This window comes from Xanthobacter albus, from assembly GCF_043194895.2.
In the GTDB taxonomy this organism is placed as follows: domain Bacteria; phylum Pseudomonadota; class Alphaproteobacteria; order Rhizobiales; family Xanthobacteraceae; genus Xanthobacter.
In genome coordinates this window covers 709,005-728,188 of record NZ_CM195532.1, presented here as the reverse complement: position 1 = coordinate 728,188, position 19,184 = coordinate 709,005, and the positions used below count along the sequence as shown (strand labels likewise).

12 protein-coding genes are annotated in these 19,184 nt (G+C 71.2%); 4 read left to right on the top strand and 8 right to left on the bottom strand.

Going from position 1 to position 19,184, the window contains the following annotated elements; all coding sequences use genetic code 11:
• Positions 1-3 precede the first annotated feature (3 nt).
• From V5F75_RS03240 to trxA, 4 genes are all read left to right on the top strand, one after another.
• Complete coding sequence (locus tag V5F75_RS03240) at positions 4-717, top strand: nucleotidyltransferase family protein (RefSeq protein ID WP_394033631.1); 714 nt, start codon at positions 4-6, stop codon at positions 715-717.
• Positions 718-764: 47 nt separating this feature from the next.
• On the top strand, positions 765-3,797 hold the full coding sequence (addB, locus tag V5F75_RS03235; protein ID WP_394033630.1) for a double-strand break repair protein AddB: 3,033 nt from the start codon (positions 765-767) through the stop codon (positions 3,795-3,797).
• Positions 3,794-7,288 (top strand): double-strand break repair helicase AddA, encoded by a 3,495-nt coding sequence (gene addA, locus V5F75_RS03230; RefSeq protein ID WP_394033061.1) that lies wholly within the window; start codon positions 3,794-3,796, stop codon positions 7,286-7,288. Before addB ends, addA begins: the two co-directional genes overlap by 4 nt.
• Positions 7,289-7,374: 86 nt before the next feature.
• On the top strand, positions 7,375-7,695 hold the full coding sequence (trxA, locus tag V5F75_RS03225) for a thioredoxin (RefSeq protein WP_394033060.1): 321 nt from the start codon (positions 7,375-7,377) through the stop codon (positions 7,693-7,695).
• Between the two features lie 57 nt (positions 7,696-7,752).
• Here trxA and V5F75_RS03220 read toward each other — a convergent pair whose 3' ends face one another.
• The 8 genes from V5F75_RS03220 to V5F75_RS03185 form a co-directional block, all read right to left on the bottom strand.
• Positions 7,753-10,797 (bottom strand): helicase HerA domain-containing protein, encoded by a 3,045-nt coding sequence (locus V5F75_RS03220; RefSeq protein WP_394033059.1) that lies wholly within the window; start codon positions 10,795-10,797, stop codon positions 7,753-7,755.
• A gap of 4 nt (positions 10,798-10,801) precedes the next feature.
• Positions 10,802-11,851 carry a hypothetical protein gene (locus tag V5F75_RS03215; protein WP_394033058.1) on the bottom strand — a complete coding sequence of 350 codons (1,050 nt, stop codon included), beginning with the start codon at positions 11,849-11,851 and terminating at the stop codon, positions 10,802-10,804.
• A gap of 15 nt (positions 11,852-11,866) precedes the next feature.
• The gene (locus V5F75_RS03210) at positions 11,867-12,679 is read right to left on the bottom strand and encodes an endonuclease domain-containing protein (protein ID WP_394033057.1); all 813 of its coding nucleotides are present in this window, start codon (positions 12,677-12,679) and stop codon (positions 11,867-11,869) included.
• Between the two features lie 251 nt (positions 12,680-12,930).
• The gene (rfbA, locus tag V5F75_RS03205) at positions 12,931-13,803 is read right to left on the bottom strand and encodes a glucose-1-phosphate thymidylyltransferase RfbA (protein ID WP_394033056.1); all 873 of its coding nucleotides are present in this window, start codon (positions 13,801-13,803) and stop codon (positions 12,931-12,933) included.
• 104 nt (positions 13,804-13,907) lie between these two features.
• Positions 13,908-15,074: a nucleotide sugar dehydrogenase gene (locus tag V5F75_RS03200; protein ID WP_394033055.1), complete on the bottom strand. Its 1,167-nt coding sequence runs from the start codon at positions 15,072-15,074 to the stop codon at positions 13,908-13,910.
• Positions 15,075-15,214: 140 nt separating this feature from the next.
• On the bottom strand, positions 15,215-16,093 hold the full coding sequence (locus V5F75_RS03195) for a phosphotransferase (protein WP_394033054.1): 879 nt from the start codon (positions 16,091-16,093) through the stop codon (positions 15,215-15,217).
• A gap of 19 nt (positions 16,094-16,112) precedes the next feature.
• The gene (locus V5F75_RS03190) at positions 16,113-18,134 is read right to left on the bottom strand and encodes an ABC transporter permease (RefSeq protein WP_394033053.1); all 2,022 of its coding nucleotides are present in this window, start codon (positions 18,132-18,134) and stop codon (positions 16,113-16,115) included.
• Positions 18,131-19,165 (bottom strand): quaternary amine ABC transporter ATP-binding protein, encoded by a 1,035-nt coding sequence (locus tag V5F75_RS03185; protein WP_394033052.1) that lies wholly within the window; start codon positions 19,163-19,165, stop codon positions 18,131-18,133. The genes V5F75_RS03190 and V5F75_RS03185 overlap by 4 nt, the downstream gene beginning before the upstream one ends.
• Between the last annotated feature and the right edge of the window lie 19 nt (positions 19,166-19,184).

The window sequence follows — 19,184 nt, the reverse complement described above, 5'->3', positions numbered from 1 at the left end:
GCGATGGTGCTGGCGGCGGGCCTCGGCACGCGCATGCGCCCGCTCACAGACCGCACGCCCAAGCCCCTCGTTCCCGTCTACGGCCGTCCGCTCCTCGACCATGTGCTCGACGCCCTCGCCGCCGCCGGCATCGCGGAGGCGGTGGTGAACGTCCACCACCTGGCCGACCAGATCGAGGCCCATCTCGCCGCCCGCCCCGCCCCGCCGCGCGTCACCGTCTCGGACGAGCGCGGCCTGCTGCTGGAAACCGGCGGCGGCGTGCGCAAGGCGCTGCCGCTGCTGGCGCCGGGCCCGTCCTTCGCGCCCTTCCTGGCGATCAATTCCGACACCATCTGGATCGAGGGCGCGCGGCCCAATCTGGTCCGGCTGATGGAGGCCTTCGACCCGTCCGAAATGGATGCGCTGCTGCTGCTGGCACCCGCTGCCCTCTCCACCGGCTACGAGGGCGTGGGCGACTTCGTGATGGACACCAACGGCCGCCTGACCCGCCGCGCGGAGCGGCTGGTGGCGCCGTTCGTCTATGCGGGCGCCTGCATCCTGAAGCCGGAGCTGTTCGAGGCGACGCCCGAGGGGCCTTTCTCCCTCAACCGCGTGTTCGACCGCGCCGCCGAGCGCGAGCGCCTGTTCGGCCTGCGCCTCGACGGCGTGTGGATGCATGTGGGCACGCCGGAGGCCATCGCCCTGGCGGAGGAGGCGATCCAGCTTTCCAGCGAGTAGGATCGGGCGCCGGCCCGATTCGCGCCCGGAGGCTGCCCTTGTCCCGCGTGCTCACCATTGCGCCCACCGCGCCCTTCCTCGCCACCCTGGCGCGGGCGCTCCTGGAGGGGCGGCTGATCGCGGGCTACGCGCCGCGCCGCGACCCCATGGCCCTCGCCGAGGCCACGGTATTCCTGCCCACCCGCCGCGCCTGCCGCCTGTTCGCCGAGGCGCTGCTGGAGGAAGCGGGCACCGGCGCCCTGCTGCTGCCCCGCATCGTGCCCCTGGGCGACGTGGACGAGGATGCGCTCGCCTTCTCCGAGGACGCGCCGCTGCTCGCCGCGCCCCATGCCATCGCCCCGGTGCACCGGCGGCTGGTGCTGGCTGCCCTGGTGGCGCGCTGGCGTACGGCGCTGAAGGCCGGGGAGGGGCGGGCCGCGGTGGCCGCCGGCCCGGCCGCGACCCTGGCGCTGGCGGACGAGCTGGCGCGCCTGTTCGACGATCTCTCCACCGCCGGCGTCCCGCTCTCGCGCCTCGCCGGCCTCACCCCGCGCGAGCTCGACCCCTATTTCGAGATCAGCCTCGATTTCGTGCGCATTGCCCGCGCCGGCTTCGACGGCTACCTGGCCGAGCAGGGGCTGGTGGAGCCAGCGGTGCGGCGCGACGTGCTGGTGGATGCCGAGGCGCGCCGGCTCGCGGAGCTGGGCATCGCGGCGGGGCCCGTGATCGCCGCCGGCTCCACCGGCTCCATGCCCGCCACGGCGCGGCTGCTGAAGGCCATCTCGCGCCTGCCCCAGGGCGCGGTGGTGCTGCCGGGGCTCGATCTCGCCATGGAGGACGAGGCGTTCGCGCTCCTCGCCGACCCCGTCCACGGCGCGCCGGACCATCCCCAATACGGCCTCGCCCGGCTGCTGCGTACGCTGGAAACCTCCCGCGCGGGGGTGGAGCCGCTGGCCGCCGCCGGCCCGCGCGAGCTGCTGCTGAGCGAGGCCATGCGGCAGGCGGAGAATTCCGACCTGTGGGCGCGGCTGCCCGAGCGCCTGCCGCCGCAGGCGCGGGCCGAGGCGACGGCGCGCCTCACCGTGGTGGAGGCGGACGACCCGCGCCAGGAGGCGCTCGCCGTCGCGCTGCTGCTGCGCGAGAGCCTGGAGCGGCCGGGTGAGACCGCCGCCCTCGTGACCCCCGACCGCGACCTCGCCCGCCGGGTGGTCTCGGAGATGGCGCGCTTCGGGGTGATGGTGGACGATTCCGCCGGCACGCCCCTGGCCGAGGCGCCCCTGGGCCGGCTGGCGCGGCTGGTGGCCGAGGTGGCGGCGCAGGCGTGGGCGCCGGTGCCGCTGTTCGCTCTCGTGAGCCACCCCCTGGCGCGCCTCGGGCTCGACGACGACCTGAAGGCCGAGGCGCTGGCGGCGCTGGAGCTCGCGGCCCTGCGCGGGCCGCGCCCGAGGGCCGGTGTGGCGGGGCTGCGGGCCGCGCTCGACGCCTGCGATCCCGACCGCTTCCGCAGCGCCGATCCGCGCCGCCGCCTCACCGCCGCCGCCCTCGACCGGGCACAGCTTCTGGTGGACCAGCTCGACGCCGCCATGGCGCCGCTCTCCGCCCTCGCGGAGCGGCGCGGCCCGCTGCCGCTGCCCGAGCTGGTGGCCGCCCACCGCGCCGCCGTGGAGGCCATCGCCGGCCCGCTCGTGGAGGATGACGACGACCCGGCCCTCGCGGCGCTGGCGCGGGCCTTCGCCGCGGTGGCGGCGGCGGCCGGCGACGGGCCTGAGCTCGCTCTTTCGGATTATGCGGATGCCGTCTCCTCCCTCATCGGCGACGCCATGGTGCGCCCGGTGGGCGAGCGCCATGCGCGCCTGCGCATCCTGGGGCCGCTGGAGGCGCGGCTGGTGCGGGTGGACCGGGTGGTGCTGGGCGGCCTGGTGGAGGGGGTGTGGCCCCGCCAGGGGGAGACCGACCCCTGGCTCAGCCGGCCCATGCGGCTCGATCTCGGGCTCGACCTGCCGGAGCGGCGGATCGGCCTTTCCGCCCATGATTTCGTGCAGGCCTTCGGCGCGCCCGAGGTGGTGCTGACCTATGCCGGCAAGGTGGGGGGCACCCAGAGCGTGCCTTCACGCTTCCTGAAGCGGCTGGAGACGGTGCTGGGCCCCGCGCTCTCCGCCGAGGCGCGCGCGCGGGGCGTGCGCTGGCGCGCGGCGGCGGTGGCGCTCGATGTAGCCCCGCCGGTGCCGCGCGCGGCCCGCCCGGCGCCCGCCCCGCCGCTGGCGCTGCGGCCGCGCCGGCTGACGGTGACGGAGATCGAGACCTTCCTGCGCGATCCCTATTCCATCTTCGCCCGCCACGTGCTCGGCCTCACGCCCCTCGATCCGCTGGACGCCGCCCCCGGCGCCGCCGAGCGCGGCTCGGCCCTGCATGAGGCACTGGGCACCTTCACCACCGCCTTCCCCAAGGCGCTGCCGGCGGATGCGCTGGCGCAGCTTCTGGAGCACGGGCGCCGCGCGTTCGCGCCGCTCGCCGTGTTTCCGGCGGAGCATGCGGTGTGGTGGGCGCGGTTCGAGCGTGTGGCGGCCTTCATGGTGGAGTTCGAGCGCCGCCGCCGGGCCGGTTGCGAGGCCATCGTCGCGGAAACGCCGGGCGGGCTCGACCTGCCGCTGGGCGAGCGGAGCTTCCGCCTCGCCGGCCGGGCCGACCGCATCGAGGTGAGGCGCGACGGCACCCTCGCCGTGCTGGACTACAAGACCGGCACGGCGCCGAGCGCCAGGCAGGTGGCCTCCCTCTCCCCCCAGCTCGCGCTGGAGGCGGCCATGGCGGCGAAGGGGGCCTTCCGCCACGTGCCGCCGCTGCCGGTGTCCGAGATCACCTATGTGGAGCTGAAGGGCGGCGCCACGGGCGGCGAGGAGAAGCCCATCCGCTACAAGGACCGCACCCCCACTGATGTGGCCGAGACCGCGTTCGCCGGCCTCCTCTCGCTGCTCGCGGCGTTCGAGGACGAGCGACAGGGCTACCGCTCCCTCGCCGCGCCCCAGTGGCAGGGCGGCTTCGGCGACTATGACCACCTGGCACGGGTGCGCGAATGGGCGCTCGGCGGGGAGGAGGAGCAATGAGCACCGCGTCCGAAGCCGCCGCGGCCACCGGCCCCAAGGCCGAGGCCACGCGCCGCCAGTCGCTGGCGTCCGATCCCGCCCATTCGGCCTGGGTCTCGGCCAATGCCGGCTCGGGCAAGACCCACGTGCTGGCGCGGCGCGTCATCCGCCTGCTGCTGGACGGGGTGGCGCCGGCGCGCATCCTCTGCCTCACCTACACCAAGGCGGCGGCGGCCAACATGTCGAACCGGGTGCTCGGCATCCTCGGCCGCTGGGTGGGGCTGGACGACGCGGGCCTCGACGCGGAGCTGGTGCAGGCCACCGGCGAGCGGGTGACGCCCGCCCTGCGCGCCCGCGCGCGCCGGCTGTTCGCCCTCGCCCTGGAGACGCCCGGCGGGCTCAAGATCCAGACCATCCACGCCTTCTGCGGCGGCCTCCTGCACCGCTTCCCGTTCGAGGCGGGTGTGGCGGCGGGTTTCCGCGAGCTGGACGAGGTGGCCCGTGCCGAGCTGATGGCGCGCATCCGCCAGTCGCTCATCATCGAGGCGGCGGCCACACCCTCCGGCGAGCTGGGCCGGGCGCTCGCCTTGCTGATGGCCGACCTCTCCGACGGCTCCATCACCGCCATGCTCGATGCCGCCATCGCCGAGCGCGAGCGCATCGCGGCCCTGGGGGAGGGCGCCGCCGCCCGCAGCGCCGCTCTGGCGCGGGCGCTGGGGGTGCCGGCCGGCGCCGGCGTCGCCGAGCTGGAGGCGCAGCTCCTGGACAGCCCGCACCTGCCCTGGAGCGAGTGGGAGGCGGCGGCCGCCGCCCTCGCCACCTCCGACAAGAAGACCGACCAGGACCGCGCCGCCGCGCTCCTTGCCGCCTACCATTCGGGTGATCCGGCCGAGGCGCGGGCGGAATATCTCAGCGTCTTCCTCACCGCCGAGCGGGCGCCCCGCGCCGACCGCTCCCTCGCCACCAAGTTCGTGGCGGACAATTATCCCGACCTCCTGGCCCGCATGAAGGCCGAGCGCGAGCGCCTCGCCGGGCTGGAGGACGCCTTGCGTGGCGCCCGCGTGCTGGAGCGCACCGAGGCGGCGCTGGTGCTGGGCGCCGAGGCGTGCCGGCGCTACGAGGCGGAGAAGGCCCAGCGCGGCCTGCTCGATTTCGACGACCTGGTGGCGCGCGCCTCCGGCCTGCTCAATCAGGTGCCCGCCTCCTTCGTGCACTACAAGCTGGACCAGGGCATCGACCACGTGCTGGTGGACGAGGCGCAGGATACGAGCCCGGCGCAATGGCGGGTGGTGCACGGCCTCACCTCGGATTTCTTCTCGGGCGAGGGCGCGCGGCCGGGGGTGAAGCGCACCATCTTCGTCGTGGGCGACGAGAAGCAGTCCATCTTCTCGTTCCAGGGCGCGGACCCGCGCGCGTTCGGCTCCATGCGCGCGGAATTCGCGCAGAAGGCCGGCGGCGCCGCGTTCCGGCAGGTGCAATTGCCCCATTCCTTCCGCTCGGCGCCGGGGGTGCTGGAGGCGGTGGACCGCATCTTTTCCGGTGCCGATGCCCATGCCGGGCTGACGCTGGATTCCTCCGCCCCCGTTCACGCCGCCATCCGCGCCGATGCGCCGGCCCTGGTGGAGCTGTGGCCCACCACGGTGCCGAGCCCGGCGCCCGAGGTGGACGACTGGCGCCGCCCGCTGGACGCGGTGCCGGGCGACGATCCGGTGAACCTCCTGGCGCGGCGCATCGCCGGCTTCGTGCAGGCGGGGGTGCGGGCCGGGCTCGCCATGCCCGCGCGCGGGGGGCGGGCCATGCGGGCCGGCGATGTGCTGGTGCTGGTGCGTCGGCGCGGCCGCGTGTTCGAGGCCGTCATCCGCGCCCTCAAGGAGCTGAACGACCCCGAGGTGGCGGTGGCCGGCGCCGACCGGCTGGTGGTGGCCGAGCACATCGCCGCCCTCGATCTGATGGCGCTGGGCGATGCGCTCCTGTGCCCGGACGACGACCTCGCCCTCGCCAGCGTGCTCAAGAGCCCCCTGTTCGGCCTCACCGACGACGACCTGATGACCCTGTGCCCCGGCCGCCCCGGCCGGCTCGTCGACGCCCTCGCCGCAGCCGGGGACGCGCACGTGCAGGCGGCGGCGCGCCGGCTCGCCGGCTGGCGCGACGAGGCGCTGGCGCTGCGGCCGTTCGATTTCTACGCCCGCGTGCTGGGGCGCGACGGCGGGCGGCGGGCCATGCTGGCGCGGCTCGGGCCCGAGGCGGCGGACGTGCTGGACGAATTCATGGCCCTGGCGCGCGCCTATGAGGGCAGCGAGCCCGCGAGCCTCCCCGGCTTCCTCGCCTTCCTGCGCCGCGGCGGCGCCGAGACCAAGCGCGACATGGAGAGCGGGCGCAACGAGGTGCGGGTGATGACCGTGCACGGCGCCAAGGGCCTGGAGGCGCCGCTGGTGATTCTCGCCGACACGGTGGATTTGCCACGTCCGCGCGCCGCCGGCGGCTTCCTGCGCCTGTCCTCCGGCGGGGTGGAGGTGCCGGTGCTGGCCGCGCGCAAGGCGGAGGATTCGCCCGCCCTCGCCGAGGCCCGCGCGGCCGCCGCCGCCCGCGAGCTCGACGAGTATCGCCGCCTGCTCTACGTGGCCCTCACCCGCGCCGAGGACGCCCTTGTCGTCTGCGGCGCCGAGACCAGCCTGCCGGCCAAGGACAAGGCCCATGCCCGGCCCGAGGGCTGCTGGTATGAGCTGGTGCGCGCCGCCCTCTCGCCGGAGGCGGAGGAGGTGCCGGCCTTCGGCTTCGAGGGCAGCGTGCTGCGCTGGGGCAAGGGGGCGGCCTCCGGCGTGCTCGGCCTCGCGCCGCGGGCCTTGGCTGCCGTCGCCGAGGCGGTGGCGCCCCTCGCCTTCGCCGGGCCTCCGCCCCATGAGGCGCCGCCGCGGGTGCTGCGCCCGTCGCGGGCGGCGCCGCGCGCGACGCTCGAAAACGGGGTGGCTTCCGGCCTCTCGCCGCTGGTGCGGGGCGATCTGGTGCACCGGCTGCTCGCCGGCCTGCCGCCGATCGCGCCGCAGGAGCGGGCGGCGGCGGGGCTGCGCCTGCTGCGCCACGCCGGGGCCACGCTCGACCCCACGGCCCATGACGAGATCCTGGCCGAGGCGCTCGGGGTGCTCGGCCATGCGCCGCTCGCGGATCTGTTCGGCCCGGAAAGCCGGCCGGAGCTGCCGGTGGCGGGGCATCTCGACCTGCCGGGTGGCGGGCGGGTGGCGGTGAACGGGCGCATCGACCGGCTCGCCATCTTGCCCGACCGGCTGCTCCTGGCCGACTTCAAGACCGACCGCGCACCCCCGGAAAGCCTTGAAGGCATCCGGGAGACCCATGTGGCGCAGCTCGCCCTCTATGGGGCGGTGCTGTCGCGCGTATTCGGGGGGCGGGCGGTGGAGGCGCGGCTCGTCTACACCGCCGCGCCGCGTGTGTTCGTGCTCGATGGCGCGCGGCTGGAAGCGGCGCTCTCGCGGCTCTCGGCGCTCACCTCGGCGTGACGCGGCTTGACGGGACGGGGAGGGCATCCCTACGTTCCGGAGCAAGATTCAGTGGGTTCTTCCCTTCTGCCCCTACGAGGTATGCCATGGCCGTCGAAAAGGTGACCGATCAGAATTTCGAAACCGACGTGCTCAAGTCCGGTGCGCCGGTGATCGTCGATTTCTGGGCGGAGTGGTGCGGTCCGTGCCGCATGGTGGCGCCGATCCTCGAGGAAGTTTCCGGCGAGCTCGGCGAAAAGGTCCGCATCGTGAAGCTGAACGTGGACGAGAATCCGCAGACCGCTTCCAAGTACGGCATCATGTCCATTCCCACCCTGCTGATGTTCAAGGACGGCAAGATCGCCTCCCGCCAGGTGGGCGCCGCCCCGAAGGCCAAGCTGGTGCAGTGGATCAACACCGCCGTCTGAAGCGTGTCTCATGCCTTTTGGGTTTCGGGCGGGGCAGCCGGGCTGCCCCGCCCTTTTTCATGACGCAGCCGGCTCCGTCGTCCTCTGGTAATGGGGAACGACATCCACGAACACTGCGCCGTAATGCGGGTTCGAGAACAGGCCCTGCAACGGTCGCATCCGCCCGAGTCGGTCGAGAAGCGCCTTCGCCTTGGGGCTGGAGACGGTGCCGCAGACCTGAAGCGCGATCGCGCGCCGGTGCTGGGCCTGATTGTTCATGAGGAACAATTGAGTCGCGAGGTTGCCCGCCATGTCGGACGGCATGTCGCCGGGGAATTGGGTGCCGATGACGATGCCGACGCCGAATGCCCGGCCTTCCCGCGCCAATTGCTCCAGCCGGCGCGAATCCTTCACCCGGTGAGCTTCGTCGAATACCAAGAGGCGGGTGAGCCGGCGCGGCTGCGCGCCCCTGAGCAGGTGGCCATGCAACTGCACGATGAGGATTTCAGCAATGGCGGTCTTGATGTCGTCGCCGGGGAGGGTGGACAGCTTGAGGCACACCCGGCCCTGAAAGAACTCCGCGGCGCGATTGGGTGAGGGGCCGCCGGTTCCGAACAGGCGGAAATCCTTGAGCGCACCGAGGCGGCTCACCAGTGCGGCGTTGTCGCCGGCCTCGGCCAGGAGATCCACCACGCGATTGAAGCTCGGCCACGCGATGGTGTCCGGCTGGACCCATTCCTGAGGATCTACCCCGCACTCGCGATAGGCCGCGCAGATGGCATCCCGAAGGCGCGCCTCCTGCACCGCGCCGAGGCGGAACACGCGGGCGAGGATGCCTGCGATCTCATAGGCGTGCTCGATGGGCTGGGCCCCCGACGCGCCCCGCGGCGGTGGTTCCAGCGGGTTGAAGGGCAGTCCCTGGGCGCGTACGTCCACCACCTTGAGGCCGAGTGGCCCGGCGAAATCCGGTTCGCAATAGTCGGCTTTGAAATCAAAGATGGTCACGGCAAGGTCGTTGCGGCAGGCGGCATCGATGAGCACGCGGATGGTTTGGGTCTTGCCGGAGCCGGCGTCACCCGTGACCAGGACGGAAAAATTGTTGAGATGCCCCGGCGGCGGCGCATAGGGCGCCCAATAGACCGGCTCCTTGGCCTCGGTGGCGCCGATGAGGACGGGGAAGGATGCGCCGGTGGTCCCGGTCGCCGGGGGTGGCTCGTTCTTGTCCGCCGGGCTCGTTCCCTCGCCTTTCTCCGGCGGCAGGGTCTGCTCATGGTCGCCTTCGCGGGCGATCACGTCGGGCAGCGCAATGAGCGGCAGGAGTGGCGCGACGAGGCGGCGCAGCCACTGGGCATCGCGCCGCCAGGTTATGAGGCCCGTCTCGTGCTGCCAGCGGGCGAGGAAATCGTGGGCCCGCGCCAGCGTGTCCCATTCGGTGTCATTGAGGTAGAGCACATCGCCGCCAATGGCGCGCAGCTTGCGCAGCGCGGGTGCCACCTGGGACGTGGGACTCTTGGCGAAGCCGTTGGTGCGCAAGGCGAACGGAACCGCGCCGTCGCTTGCCTCCAGGAACCGGATGATCTGGTCCGCGAGCTTCTGGTTGCGGTTCGGCGCCTCGCACAGCGCGAGCTCACGGCGCTCGATCACCTGTCCGCCCTGCTTAAGCTGGATGTCGATGACGGGGGTCCGCAGATCGTCGCTGAGGTGGGTAACGCGCACCTCGGCGGGGTCCGCCGTCACATGCTCGCGGCTCGCCTCGTGGGCCCACCATGCCAGAAGCTCGGCCTTCTTGGTGTCGAGCAGGCGGCGGGTGGTGGTGGCACCCTGGTCCTTGAAGTCCTCCCACAGCTTGGCGAAGTCGATCTCCTGCGCGGCTGGCTTGGGCGGGACGATGGTGCCGAAAAATTCCTGCTCCGAGGGCAGGCGCCCGCGCTTCATGGCGTCGGTGCGGAATTCCGACACCCGGCGCAGGGCGGCGCGGATGCTCTGCTTCGCCTCGATGGCTGGCATCAGCCAGGAGGGCAGCGGCTCCAGGGAGCCGGGCGCGGCCGGCAGATGGGCGCGGGTGCGCAGCAGGGACAGTCGCCGGGCCACCACCTCGCGGCGAAAATCCGGGGCTCCGGCGCTCAGCACAGCGGGAAACGGCGCCTCGCGCTCAATGCGATCACGATCGGAATTGGTGAGCGCCCGACCGCCACGTCTGCCGTCGGCGATCTCGTCATATTCATCGGAGACGACGGCAACCACGACCGCGCAATTGGGGATGCTCTCCACCAGACGGACCGCCTGGGTGAGGGCATGGACGAACAGGCCTTCGTCACCCAGCCTCGTGGTGTTTTCCACCTGATCGAAGCCGAGCACGAGGCTGCCGTGGACGAGCTGCGCCAGCCGGCTGAGGCTGCGGATGGCGTCGATGCGCTGATTGGCAGTGGCGATGGGCGGCAGGCGCAGCGGGGTGAGTCGGCTGTCCGCATGGCCATGGCGCAGGTAGTTGAGGGCGGAGGGGTCGTTGAAGCCCGCCAGCAGGATGGCGCCCACGAGGCTGGGGTCGAGTCCTTCGGCGCTCCAGGCGCGGGCTTCGCGCGCGATGTTCTGGCCGATCTTGAGGGCGATCTCGATCTCGCCGTCGCTTTCGAGATCCTCGATTTCCTCCTGGAACGCGGCCTGCGCCGGTTCTTCCACATAGGCCTGCAGCAGCTTGTCCGCGAGCCGCCGCAGGGGGCTGAGGCCCGCCTCATCGCCGAAATGGCGGGCCGACAGTTCGCGGATGAGGGCATCGAGCAGCCACACATCATAAGTGGAGATGGTGACCGGTGCCGTCAGCTGAAGGATGGCGGGATAGACGGAATAGGCGCGATGCTCGGTGATCGATGCGAAATCGCGCAGGGTGGTGGTCAGCACATGGCTCTTGCCCGAACCGGCATCGCCCTTGATGAGGGCGATGCGCGCGCCGGGGCTGGGGTTGAGCTTCAGCGCGTGGACGACAGCATCGAAGATGGCGCTGCGCGCGTCCCCCTGGTGTTCGTTCACATTCAGCTCGCTCAATTCCCGCGCATTGGTGAAATTGGCGATGGTGGTGAACAGGTCGTCGTTGCGGGCATCGAGAAAGGCGGATGTAAGGGGCATTGGCCTATCTCCGACCGGTGATGATGAAATGGACGCGATCGTTGCCCCAGGCCGCTTCGCTCCGTCGCAGCATCTCGCGATCCATGCGTTCGGGCACATCGACCCGCCCCAGCTCCAGCCGGTTGGCATGTGCGGCGGCGATGAGGCGCTCCTTGAAGCTCTGCAGGGAGCCGGCGTCCGGGTGTTCGCGGCCGTAGGCGTCATAAACCTGGGCGATGGCTACGCGGCCCTGGAATGGGGGGGTCGTCAAGGTCTGCGCCACCTGCCGCACCCGGTCCGCGAAGCCGGTCTCCTCGCTTGCTGCTGGCGAAACCGTGGACGGCGGGGTGGGAACGGGCGCTGCGCCCGCACCCGCGGCACGGCCGAGCGACAGGGTGATGGCTCGGGTGACGGCGGTCTTGTCGTCCGCTTCTGGCAGGCCCACGGCGGCTCCGGTCAGGGCCTTGAGCCCTCTGGGCTTGGCCGAGGTGGAGGTCGGGCAGTGTCCGGTGAGGCCGCCGAGGCCGGCAAGGATGATCCACTCGGTGATGCCGGGCTTTTTGATCGGGGGCAGCCGGCCCGAGCCCAGAACAGAACCGATCCCGGCCTTCAGGGTCTGCCAGACCAGCTCTTCGCACACGGCCGCGATGCCTCGGGTTTCCTGGGGCAGGCCGAAGGCGACGGCGATGATGGCACTGCGCCGCCCATCCGGCTTGGCCAGGAGGTTGCGCACCTCTTCCGCGTTTGGATCGAGACCGAGGCACAGAGGCAGGATGCGGCGGGCGCGGACCTGATCCCAGGTGGCCCCGGTATCGCGCCCGAGCAGCATCGATGCGGCTTCGCGCCCGGCTTCAGTGAGCACGACCTTGGCCTCGACATTAGCAAGACCGCGCCCGGCGAGGGCGGATGCCGCCGTCTCGACCTTGTCCACGGCGAGCAGCGTCTTGAGCTTGGTCGCCAGCGCCTTCCGCGTGGGCGGGGTCTTCAGGCCGCCGAGACAGGCGAGCAGTAGGTCGGGAGCAGCGAGGGGCGCGAACCGCGAGAGGTCGGCATGGGGGACGGCAACAGGCGGCATTGGGCACCAGCTCCCTTAATTTCCACGCGAAAGTGTGTCGGCGATGTCCCGCCACACCCCGACCGGATTTTCGATGACGGTGGCATTGCTGAAGCGGGCCACACGGTAGCCCCCGGATTCGAGGTCGTGCTGCTTGTCCGCGTCCATGCGGCGGCGGCGCGGGGCGTCATGCTCGCGGCCGTCGATCTCCACCACGAGGCGGGCCTCGACGCAGGCGAGGTCCACTTCGTGATTGCGCTTGGACCGGCCGTCGATACGGGCATTGGGTGTGAAGCGGCCACGGGTTTCGGGTCGTGCCTCAAGCATGTAGAACAGGATGCCTTCGCAGGGGCCGCGCAGCAGGGGCACCCGCCGCCCCGCGGCGATCTGCGCCATCACCCGGCGCTCGGCGTCGTCCAGTGGCACGAGTCCTTGCAGGGCCAAGCCCACGAACGGCTGCGCCAGTGCCGGGTCCAGCAGGCTTTCCACCATGTCCGCGATGCCACAGGTGAGGGCGAGCGCGAGGTTCGGTTGCCGCTCTAGGAGGCGCGCGGCCACTGGCAGCGCCTCGCGCACGGAACCGGGTAGCCGCAACAGCGGCGGTCCGCTCGCGACGCCACCGGATGGCAGGCGTGCGCGATAGGCCGCGAGGGCGACGTCGACGTCGGCTCGCGGCGCGGTGATGACAACCCGCCGGTGCGCGTCCGCCCAGGTGCCGAGCCAGACGCGGGCATCCAGCGCGGAGCGGGCGTTGACGACGGTGATGATGGGAAAACCACTAGCCCGCAAGCGATCGTGGGCGGCGAAAAGCTGTTCGGGTGCGTCAAGAAGGGTACGAAGAAGAGCCATCCGCCCGAGCCGAACCTGCAACCATTGCGGGCTCTGTGTAGCAACCTCGGCGCGCACGACGCAAGGTGGCGTTGGCCGCGGCGCCCGTGACACGTTGGTCGTCCCACAGGTTCGGCAGTCCCGGCATCACTTGCGGCGGGGCTGGGCTCGCCGCATGGGGCCGCGCTTCGGCGCGGGGCGCCATGCACGGGCGCTGGAGGGGCCCCGCGCCCGTGGCGGACTTGAGGCGCCCTGGCTCAGGGAGCTGTCGCTCAGGCGTTCTCTTCGGCGATGCGCATGAGGTAGCGGCCGTACTCGCTCTTGCCGAGCTTCTCGCCGAGCTTGTGGAGCTGGTCGCGGCCGATGAGGCCGCTGACGAAGGCGATCTCCTCCGGGCAGGCGATGCGCAGGCCCTGCCGGCGCTCCAGGGTGCGCACGAAGGTGGCGGCGTCCACCAGGCTGTCGTGGGTGCCGGTGTCGAGCCAGGCGTAGCCCCGGCCCATCTTTTCCACCTGGAGCTGGCCGCGTTCCAGATAGGCGCGGTTGACGTCGGTGATCTCCAGCTCGCCGCGGGCGGAGGGCTTCAGGTTGGCGGCGATGTCCACCACCTGCGCATCATAGAAGTAGAGGCCGGTGACCGCCCAGTTGGAGCGCGGCTGCTTCGGCTTCTCCTCGATGGTCAGCGCCCGGCCCTCGGCATCGAACTCGACGATGCCGTAGCGCTCGGGATCATTGACGTAATAGGCGAAGACGGTCGCCCCCTCGGCGCGCTGGGCGGCGGGCGCCAGCAGCTCCGGCAGGCCGTGGCCGTAGAAGATGTTGTCGCCGAGGATGAGGGCGGAGCTTTCGCCGGCCACGAAGTCCGCGCCGATCACATAGGCCTGGGCGAGCCCGTCCGGGGAAGGCTGCACCGCATAGGAGAAGGAGATGCCCCACTGGCTGCCGTCGCCCAGCAGGCGCTGGAACTGGGGCACGTCCTGAGGGGTGGAGATGATGAGGATCTCGGTGATGCCCGCGCGCATGAGGACACACAGCGGGTAGTAGATCATCGGCTTGTCGTAGACCGGCATCAGCTGCTTGGAGGTGACGAGGGTCAGGGGATGCAGGCGCGTGCCGCTCCCGCCGGCGAGGATGATGCCCTTCATGCGTTCTCTCTGCTCTCGGTCATGGGGCGGCGCGGGCCGCCGGTCGCTGTGTGCGCCGAAACCGCCGGTGGGGCAAGGGTGGCGGCCTTCGGCGGGTGCCCCGCTCAGTCGGAGCCGAACAGGTCGCGGGTGAAGACCTTGTGCGCCACGTCGGCGAGCTCGTCGGTGCAGCGGTTGGCGACGATCACGTCGGCCTGGGCCTTGAAGGCCGCAAGATCGCGCTCCACCGGCGAGTTGAAGAAGTGCGGTTCCCTGATCTGCGGCTCGTAGACCGTGACGGGGACGCCCTTGGCCTTGATCCGCTTCATGATGCCCTGGATGGAACTGTCGCGGAAATTGTCGGAGCCCGCCTTCATGGTGAGCCGGTAGATGCCCACGTGCCGGGGCGCGAGCGCCAGGATGCGCTCGGCGATGAAGTCCTTGCGGGTGGAGTTGGTTTCCACGATGGCGCGGATGAGGTTCTGCGGCACGGTGGAATAGTTGGCGAGCAGTTGCCGCGTGTCCTTTGGCAGGCAGTAGCCGCCGTAGCCGAAGGAGGGGTTATTGTAGTGCCCGCCGATGCGGGGATCGAGGCTCACCCCGCCGATGATCTCCCGCGTGTCGAGGCCGAAGGCGAGGGCGTAGCTGTCCAGCTCGTTGAAGAAGGCCACCCGCATGGCGAGGTAGGTGTTGGCGAACAGCTTGATGGCCTCCGCCTCTCCGGGGCCGGTGAACAGCACTGGCACGTCCTGGCGGATGGCGCAGTCCTTCAGCAGGCCGGCGAACGTGCGCGCCGCCTCGGTGTGGTCGCCGACGATGATGCGGGAGGGGTAGAGGTTGTCGTGGAGCGCCTTGCCCTCGCGCAGGAATTCCGGGGAGAAGATGATGTTGTCGCGCCCGAGCCGCGCGCGCACCTGCTGCACGAAGCCCACCGGGATGGTGGACTTGATGATGAGGGTGGCGTCCGGATTGATGGCGAGCGCCTGGTCGATCACCGTCTCCACCGAGCGAGTATCGAAGTGGCTGGTGCGGACGTCGTAATTGGTGGGCGTCGAGACGATGACGAACTCGGCCCCCGCGAACGCCTCGCGCGGATCGAGCGTGGCCTTGAGGTCGAGCTGCCGCTCCGCGAGATAGCGCTCGATGTCGGGATCGACGATGGGGGAGCGGCGGGCATTGATGGCAGCCACCCGCTCCTCGTCCACGTCGAGAGCCGTCACGGCGTGCTTCTGGGCCAGAAGCACGGCATTGGAGAGGCCCACATATCCCAGTCCCGCGATCGCGATCCGCATCTCAAGCCCGTCCCATCGGTTCTGCGCGCGTGAACGCTCTAGACCCTCGCCCCGGCCGCGCCAAGGGGGATGCCGGAAGGAGGGACGTGGCCATCGGGCGGGTGCGGGGCCGGCGCCCGCGGGCGCCCGGCTCTCGGGGATCAGGCGCGCATCGTGTCGAAATCGGCGAAGGCGCGCTCGAAGCGATGGAGGTTGGTGGCGGTATAGGTGCGGTAGTCGAACTCGATCTGGGATTCGAGCTCCGAGATCATGCTCCACAGGCTCTCGCGCAGCAGCGAGGCCACGAACATGGCCTGGAACCGCAGGCGCAGGGCGTCGTCCGGCTCGCGCTCGTAATAGAGGCGCAGCAGGTCGCGGCGCTGGGCGAGGTCGAACTCGTTGTTGGAGGCGAGGTTGCCGAGATCGAACAGCGGGGTGTTGAAGCCGCCGTAGTCCCAGTCGATCAGCCACAGCCGCTTGCCGTCGTCGATGAAATTGGCGGGCAGCAGGTCGTTGTGGCCGAACACGATCTCGGTGGGGCCGAGCGCGGCTTCGAGGCGGTCGGTCACGGCTGAGAAGCGGGGCAGGTCGCCGGCGAGGCGGTGGCGCCGGTCCGACAGCGCGGCGATGTAGTTGCGCAGGATGTGGAAGGTCCAGAAGCCGAGCGCCGGCCCGCGGATGTGGCGCGTCACCTCGCGGTGGGCGCGCTGCACCAGCTCCACCACGCGCGAGAGGTTCGCGCGCACGTCCGCCTCGTTGAAGGTGCGTCCCTCGATGAAGTCGATGACGATGAGACCGGGCTCGAAGTAGCGCAGGGCGGGGGAGACCCCGGCCGCTTCCGCCGCCAGCGCCGCCGCGCGCTCGTTGAAGCGCATGACGTTGTGCAGCGGGATGTCGGCGCCGAGGCGGACCACGTATTTGCGCGGCCCGTCCTCCACCAGGAAGTTCGAGTTGGTGATGCCGCCGCCGAGGGGCTTGGGATCGACGGGGCCGCCCCAGAAGGACAGGGCGCGGATGCGGTCCGCGGCTTTGCTGGTCATGGATGTTCCCTGCCGTTCCTCAATGGCCCGCGCGGGCCTTCAGCCGGGCGCTGCCCGCCGTGATCAGCCGGTCGGCGATCATGCCGATGAACGCCACCGACAGGCCCGCCACGAGGCCGAGGCCCACGTCCGCCTTGGCGAGGGCGGCATAGGTCACCTGGCCGAGGTCGCGGGTGCCGACCAGCGCGGTGATGACCAGCATGGACAAGGCCAGCAGGATGGTCTGGTTGAGGCCCAGCAGCATGTCCGGTACCGCCAGCGGCAGGCGGATGCGGGTGAGGATCTGCCGCCGCGTGCAGCCGCTCATCACGCCTGCCTCGACCAGATGGGGCGACACCTGCGCCACGCCGTGGGCCGTGTAGCGGATGGCCGGGGCGATGGCGTAGAGCACGATGGCGATGAGGGCGGTGAAGTCGCCCACCCGGAACAGCATGACGATGGGGATGAGGTAGACGAACGCCGGCAGGGTCTGCAGCGTGTCGATGATCCATTCCACCACCGTGCGTAGGGCCGGGCGCTGGGCGCAGGCGACCCCCACCGGCACGCCGATGAGCACCGAGATCATCACCGCCACGCCGCACAGGTAGACCGTGATCATGGTCGCGGGCCACAGCCCCACCACCGCCATGAAGGCGCACATGAGGCCGACCGTGAGCGCGAGCCGCAGTCCGCCGAGCCAGTAGCCCGCGAGCGCCGTCACCGCCACCACCCAGGGCCACGGCAGGGCCAGCATGAACTGCTTCACCGGCGCCAGGACATTGAGCAGGATGAAGGTCTTCACCGCGTCGAGCGGGCCGTTGAAGTTGATGTTGATCCAGGAGACGAGATCGCCCCAGAACGGCGCCGTGGAGAGGCGCAGCGCCTCCGGATAGGGGGCGATGTGGGGCCAGCGGGCGGCCGCGAGCCAGCCCGCAGCCGCCACCGCCAGCGCCGCATAGACGCCGAGGCGCACGCGCTTCTGGTTGCCGCCGCCGCCGGTGCGCCGGGCGCGGAAGGCCAGCGCCTGGGCGAAGCGGTCGAGCAGGATGGCGAGCACGGTGATGGCGAGGCCCGCCTCCAGGCCGCCGCCGATGTCGAGCCGCCGCAGGGCCGCCAGCACGTCCCAGCCGAGGCCGCCGGCGCCGATCATGGAGGCGATGATGACCACGTTGAGCGAGAGCATGATGACCTGGTTCACGCCCACCATCAGCGCGGGCATGGCCGAGGGCACCAGCATCTTCCAGGTGATCTGCCGGCGCGTGCAGCCGGTCATGCGGCCGAGCGCGTCGATCTCCTCCGGCACGGCGCGGATGGCCACGATGGTGATGCGCACCATGGGCGGCACGGCATAGATGATGGTGGCGATCATGGCCGAGACCGGCCCGAAGCCGAACAGGATCAGCATGGGCAGCAGATAGGCGAACACCGGCATGGTCTGTGCCACGTCCAGCAGGGGCGACATCAGCCGCTCCAGCGTTCGCGAGCGCACGCAGGCGAGGCCCAGCAGCAGGCCGCCGAAGGCGCCGATGATGGCCGACACCAGCACCGAGGCGAAAGTGACCATGGCGCTCGTCCACTGGCCGAACACCGCGAGATAGGCGAGGCCCAGCGCCATGCCCGCCGCGAGGCGCAGGCCGCCGACGGCGTAGGAGACGGCGGTGGCCGCGATCACCAGCGAGAACCACGGCACCGGCGGAAACAGTTGCACCGCCGCCGAGCCCTCGCCCTGCATGACGCCGCTCGCGAAGATGGACTTCGCCACCACGAGCGGCAGGTTGAGCACGGCCGAGATGGCGCGGGTGAGGTCGCGCACCGTGAACAGGCCGAACGAGGCGCTGTTCATCAGCCACTTCATGAAATCGGAAATCCACGCGGCGAGCGGCAGCTGCCAGGCGGCGGGATATTTCGTGGCCCAGCCGGGCAAGGCGCCCGCGGGCAGCATCACCGCGACGATGGTGAGCACCACCACCGCCGGCCACACCAGCCGGCGCCAGGGAAAGGGGGCGGCCGTGGCCTGCGGGTCGGTGTCCGGTGTCGTGTCCTGCGCGCTCGCCATGGTCATGCCGCCACGCTCCGGGGCTCGCGGCCCACCAGCACGTCGATCATGGCGAGCCGGTCGATGGCGCCGAGGATGCGGCCGTTGTCCACCACGCCGTAGACCGCGTCGGTGGATTCCACCTGGTGGGCGAAGGAGGCGATGCGGGCGCGGGCTTCGACGAGGCCGGCGAACTTCGCGTCGGCCGGGGCCGGGCGCATGATGGCGCGGGCGGTGAGGATCTTGGCGCGCGGCGCCTCGCGGGTGAAGGCGCGCACGTAGTCGGTGGCGGGGGTGAGCACCAGCTCCTCGGCGGAACCGATCTGCTCCACGCGCCCGTCCTTCATGATGGCGATGCGGTCGGCGATGCGCACGGCCTCGTCGAAATCGTGGGTGATGAAGACGATGGTCTTCTTGAGCATGCCCTGCAGGCGCAGCACCTCGTCCTGCATCTCGCGGCGGATGAGGGGGTCGAGCGCGGAGAAGGGCTCGTCCAGGAACCACAGGTCCGGGTCGGCGGCGAGGGAGCGGGCGATGCCCACGCGCTGCTGCTGGCCGCCGGAAAGCTCGCTGGGGAAGCGGTGCTCGCGGCCCTTCAGGCCCACGAGCTCGATCATCTTCTGCGCCTTGTCCAGGCGCTCGGCCTTGGTGCGGCCCTGGACCTCCAGGGGGAAGGCGACGTTCTGCAGGATATTGAGATGGGGCAGCAGCGCGAAGTGCTGGAACACCATGCCCATCTGGTGGCGGCGGATCTGGATCAGCTCGCTCTCGGAATACTTGAACAGGTCGCGCCCCTCGAACAGCACCTCGCCGGCGGTGGGTGGCGTGAGGCCCGAGAGGCAGCGCACGAGCGTGGACTTGCCCGAGCCCGAAAGGCCCATGATGACGAAGGTCTGCCCGCGCTGGATCTCGAGATTGACGTCGCGCACGGCGGCGGTGACGCCGGCTTCGGCGAGGGTCGCGGCATCGGCGGTGAGGCGGCCGTCGACGACGAACTTCCGGGCTTTCGCCCCGTAGAGCTTGGCGACGTCGCGACAGGCGAGAACGGGATGGCTCATGGCTGTGTGGCCTTGGAAA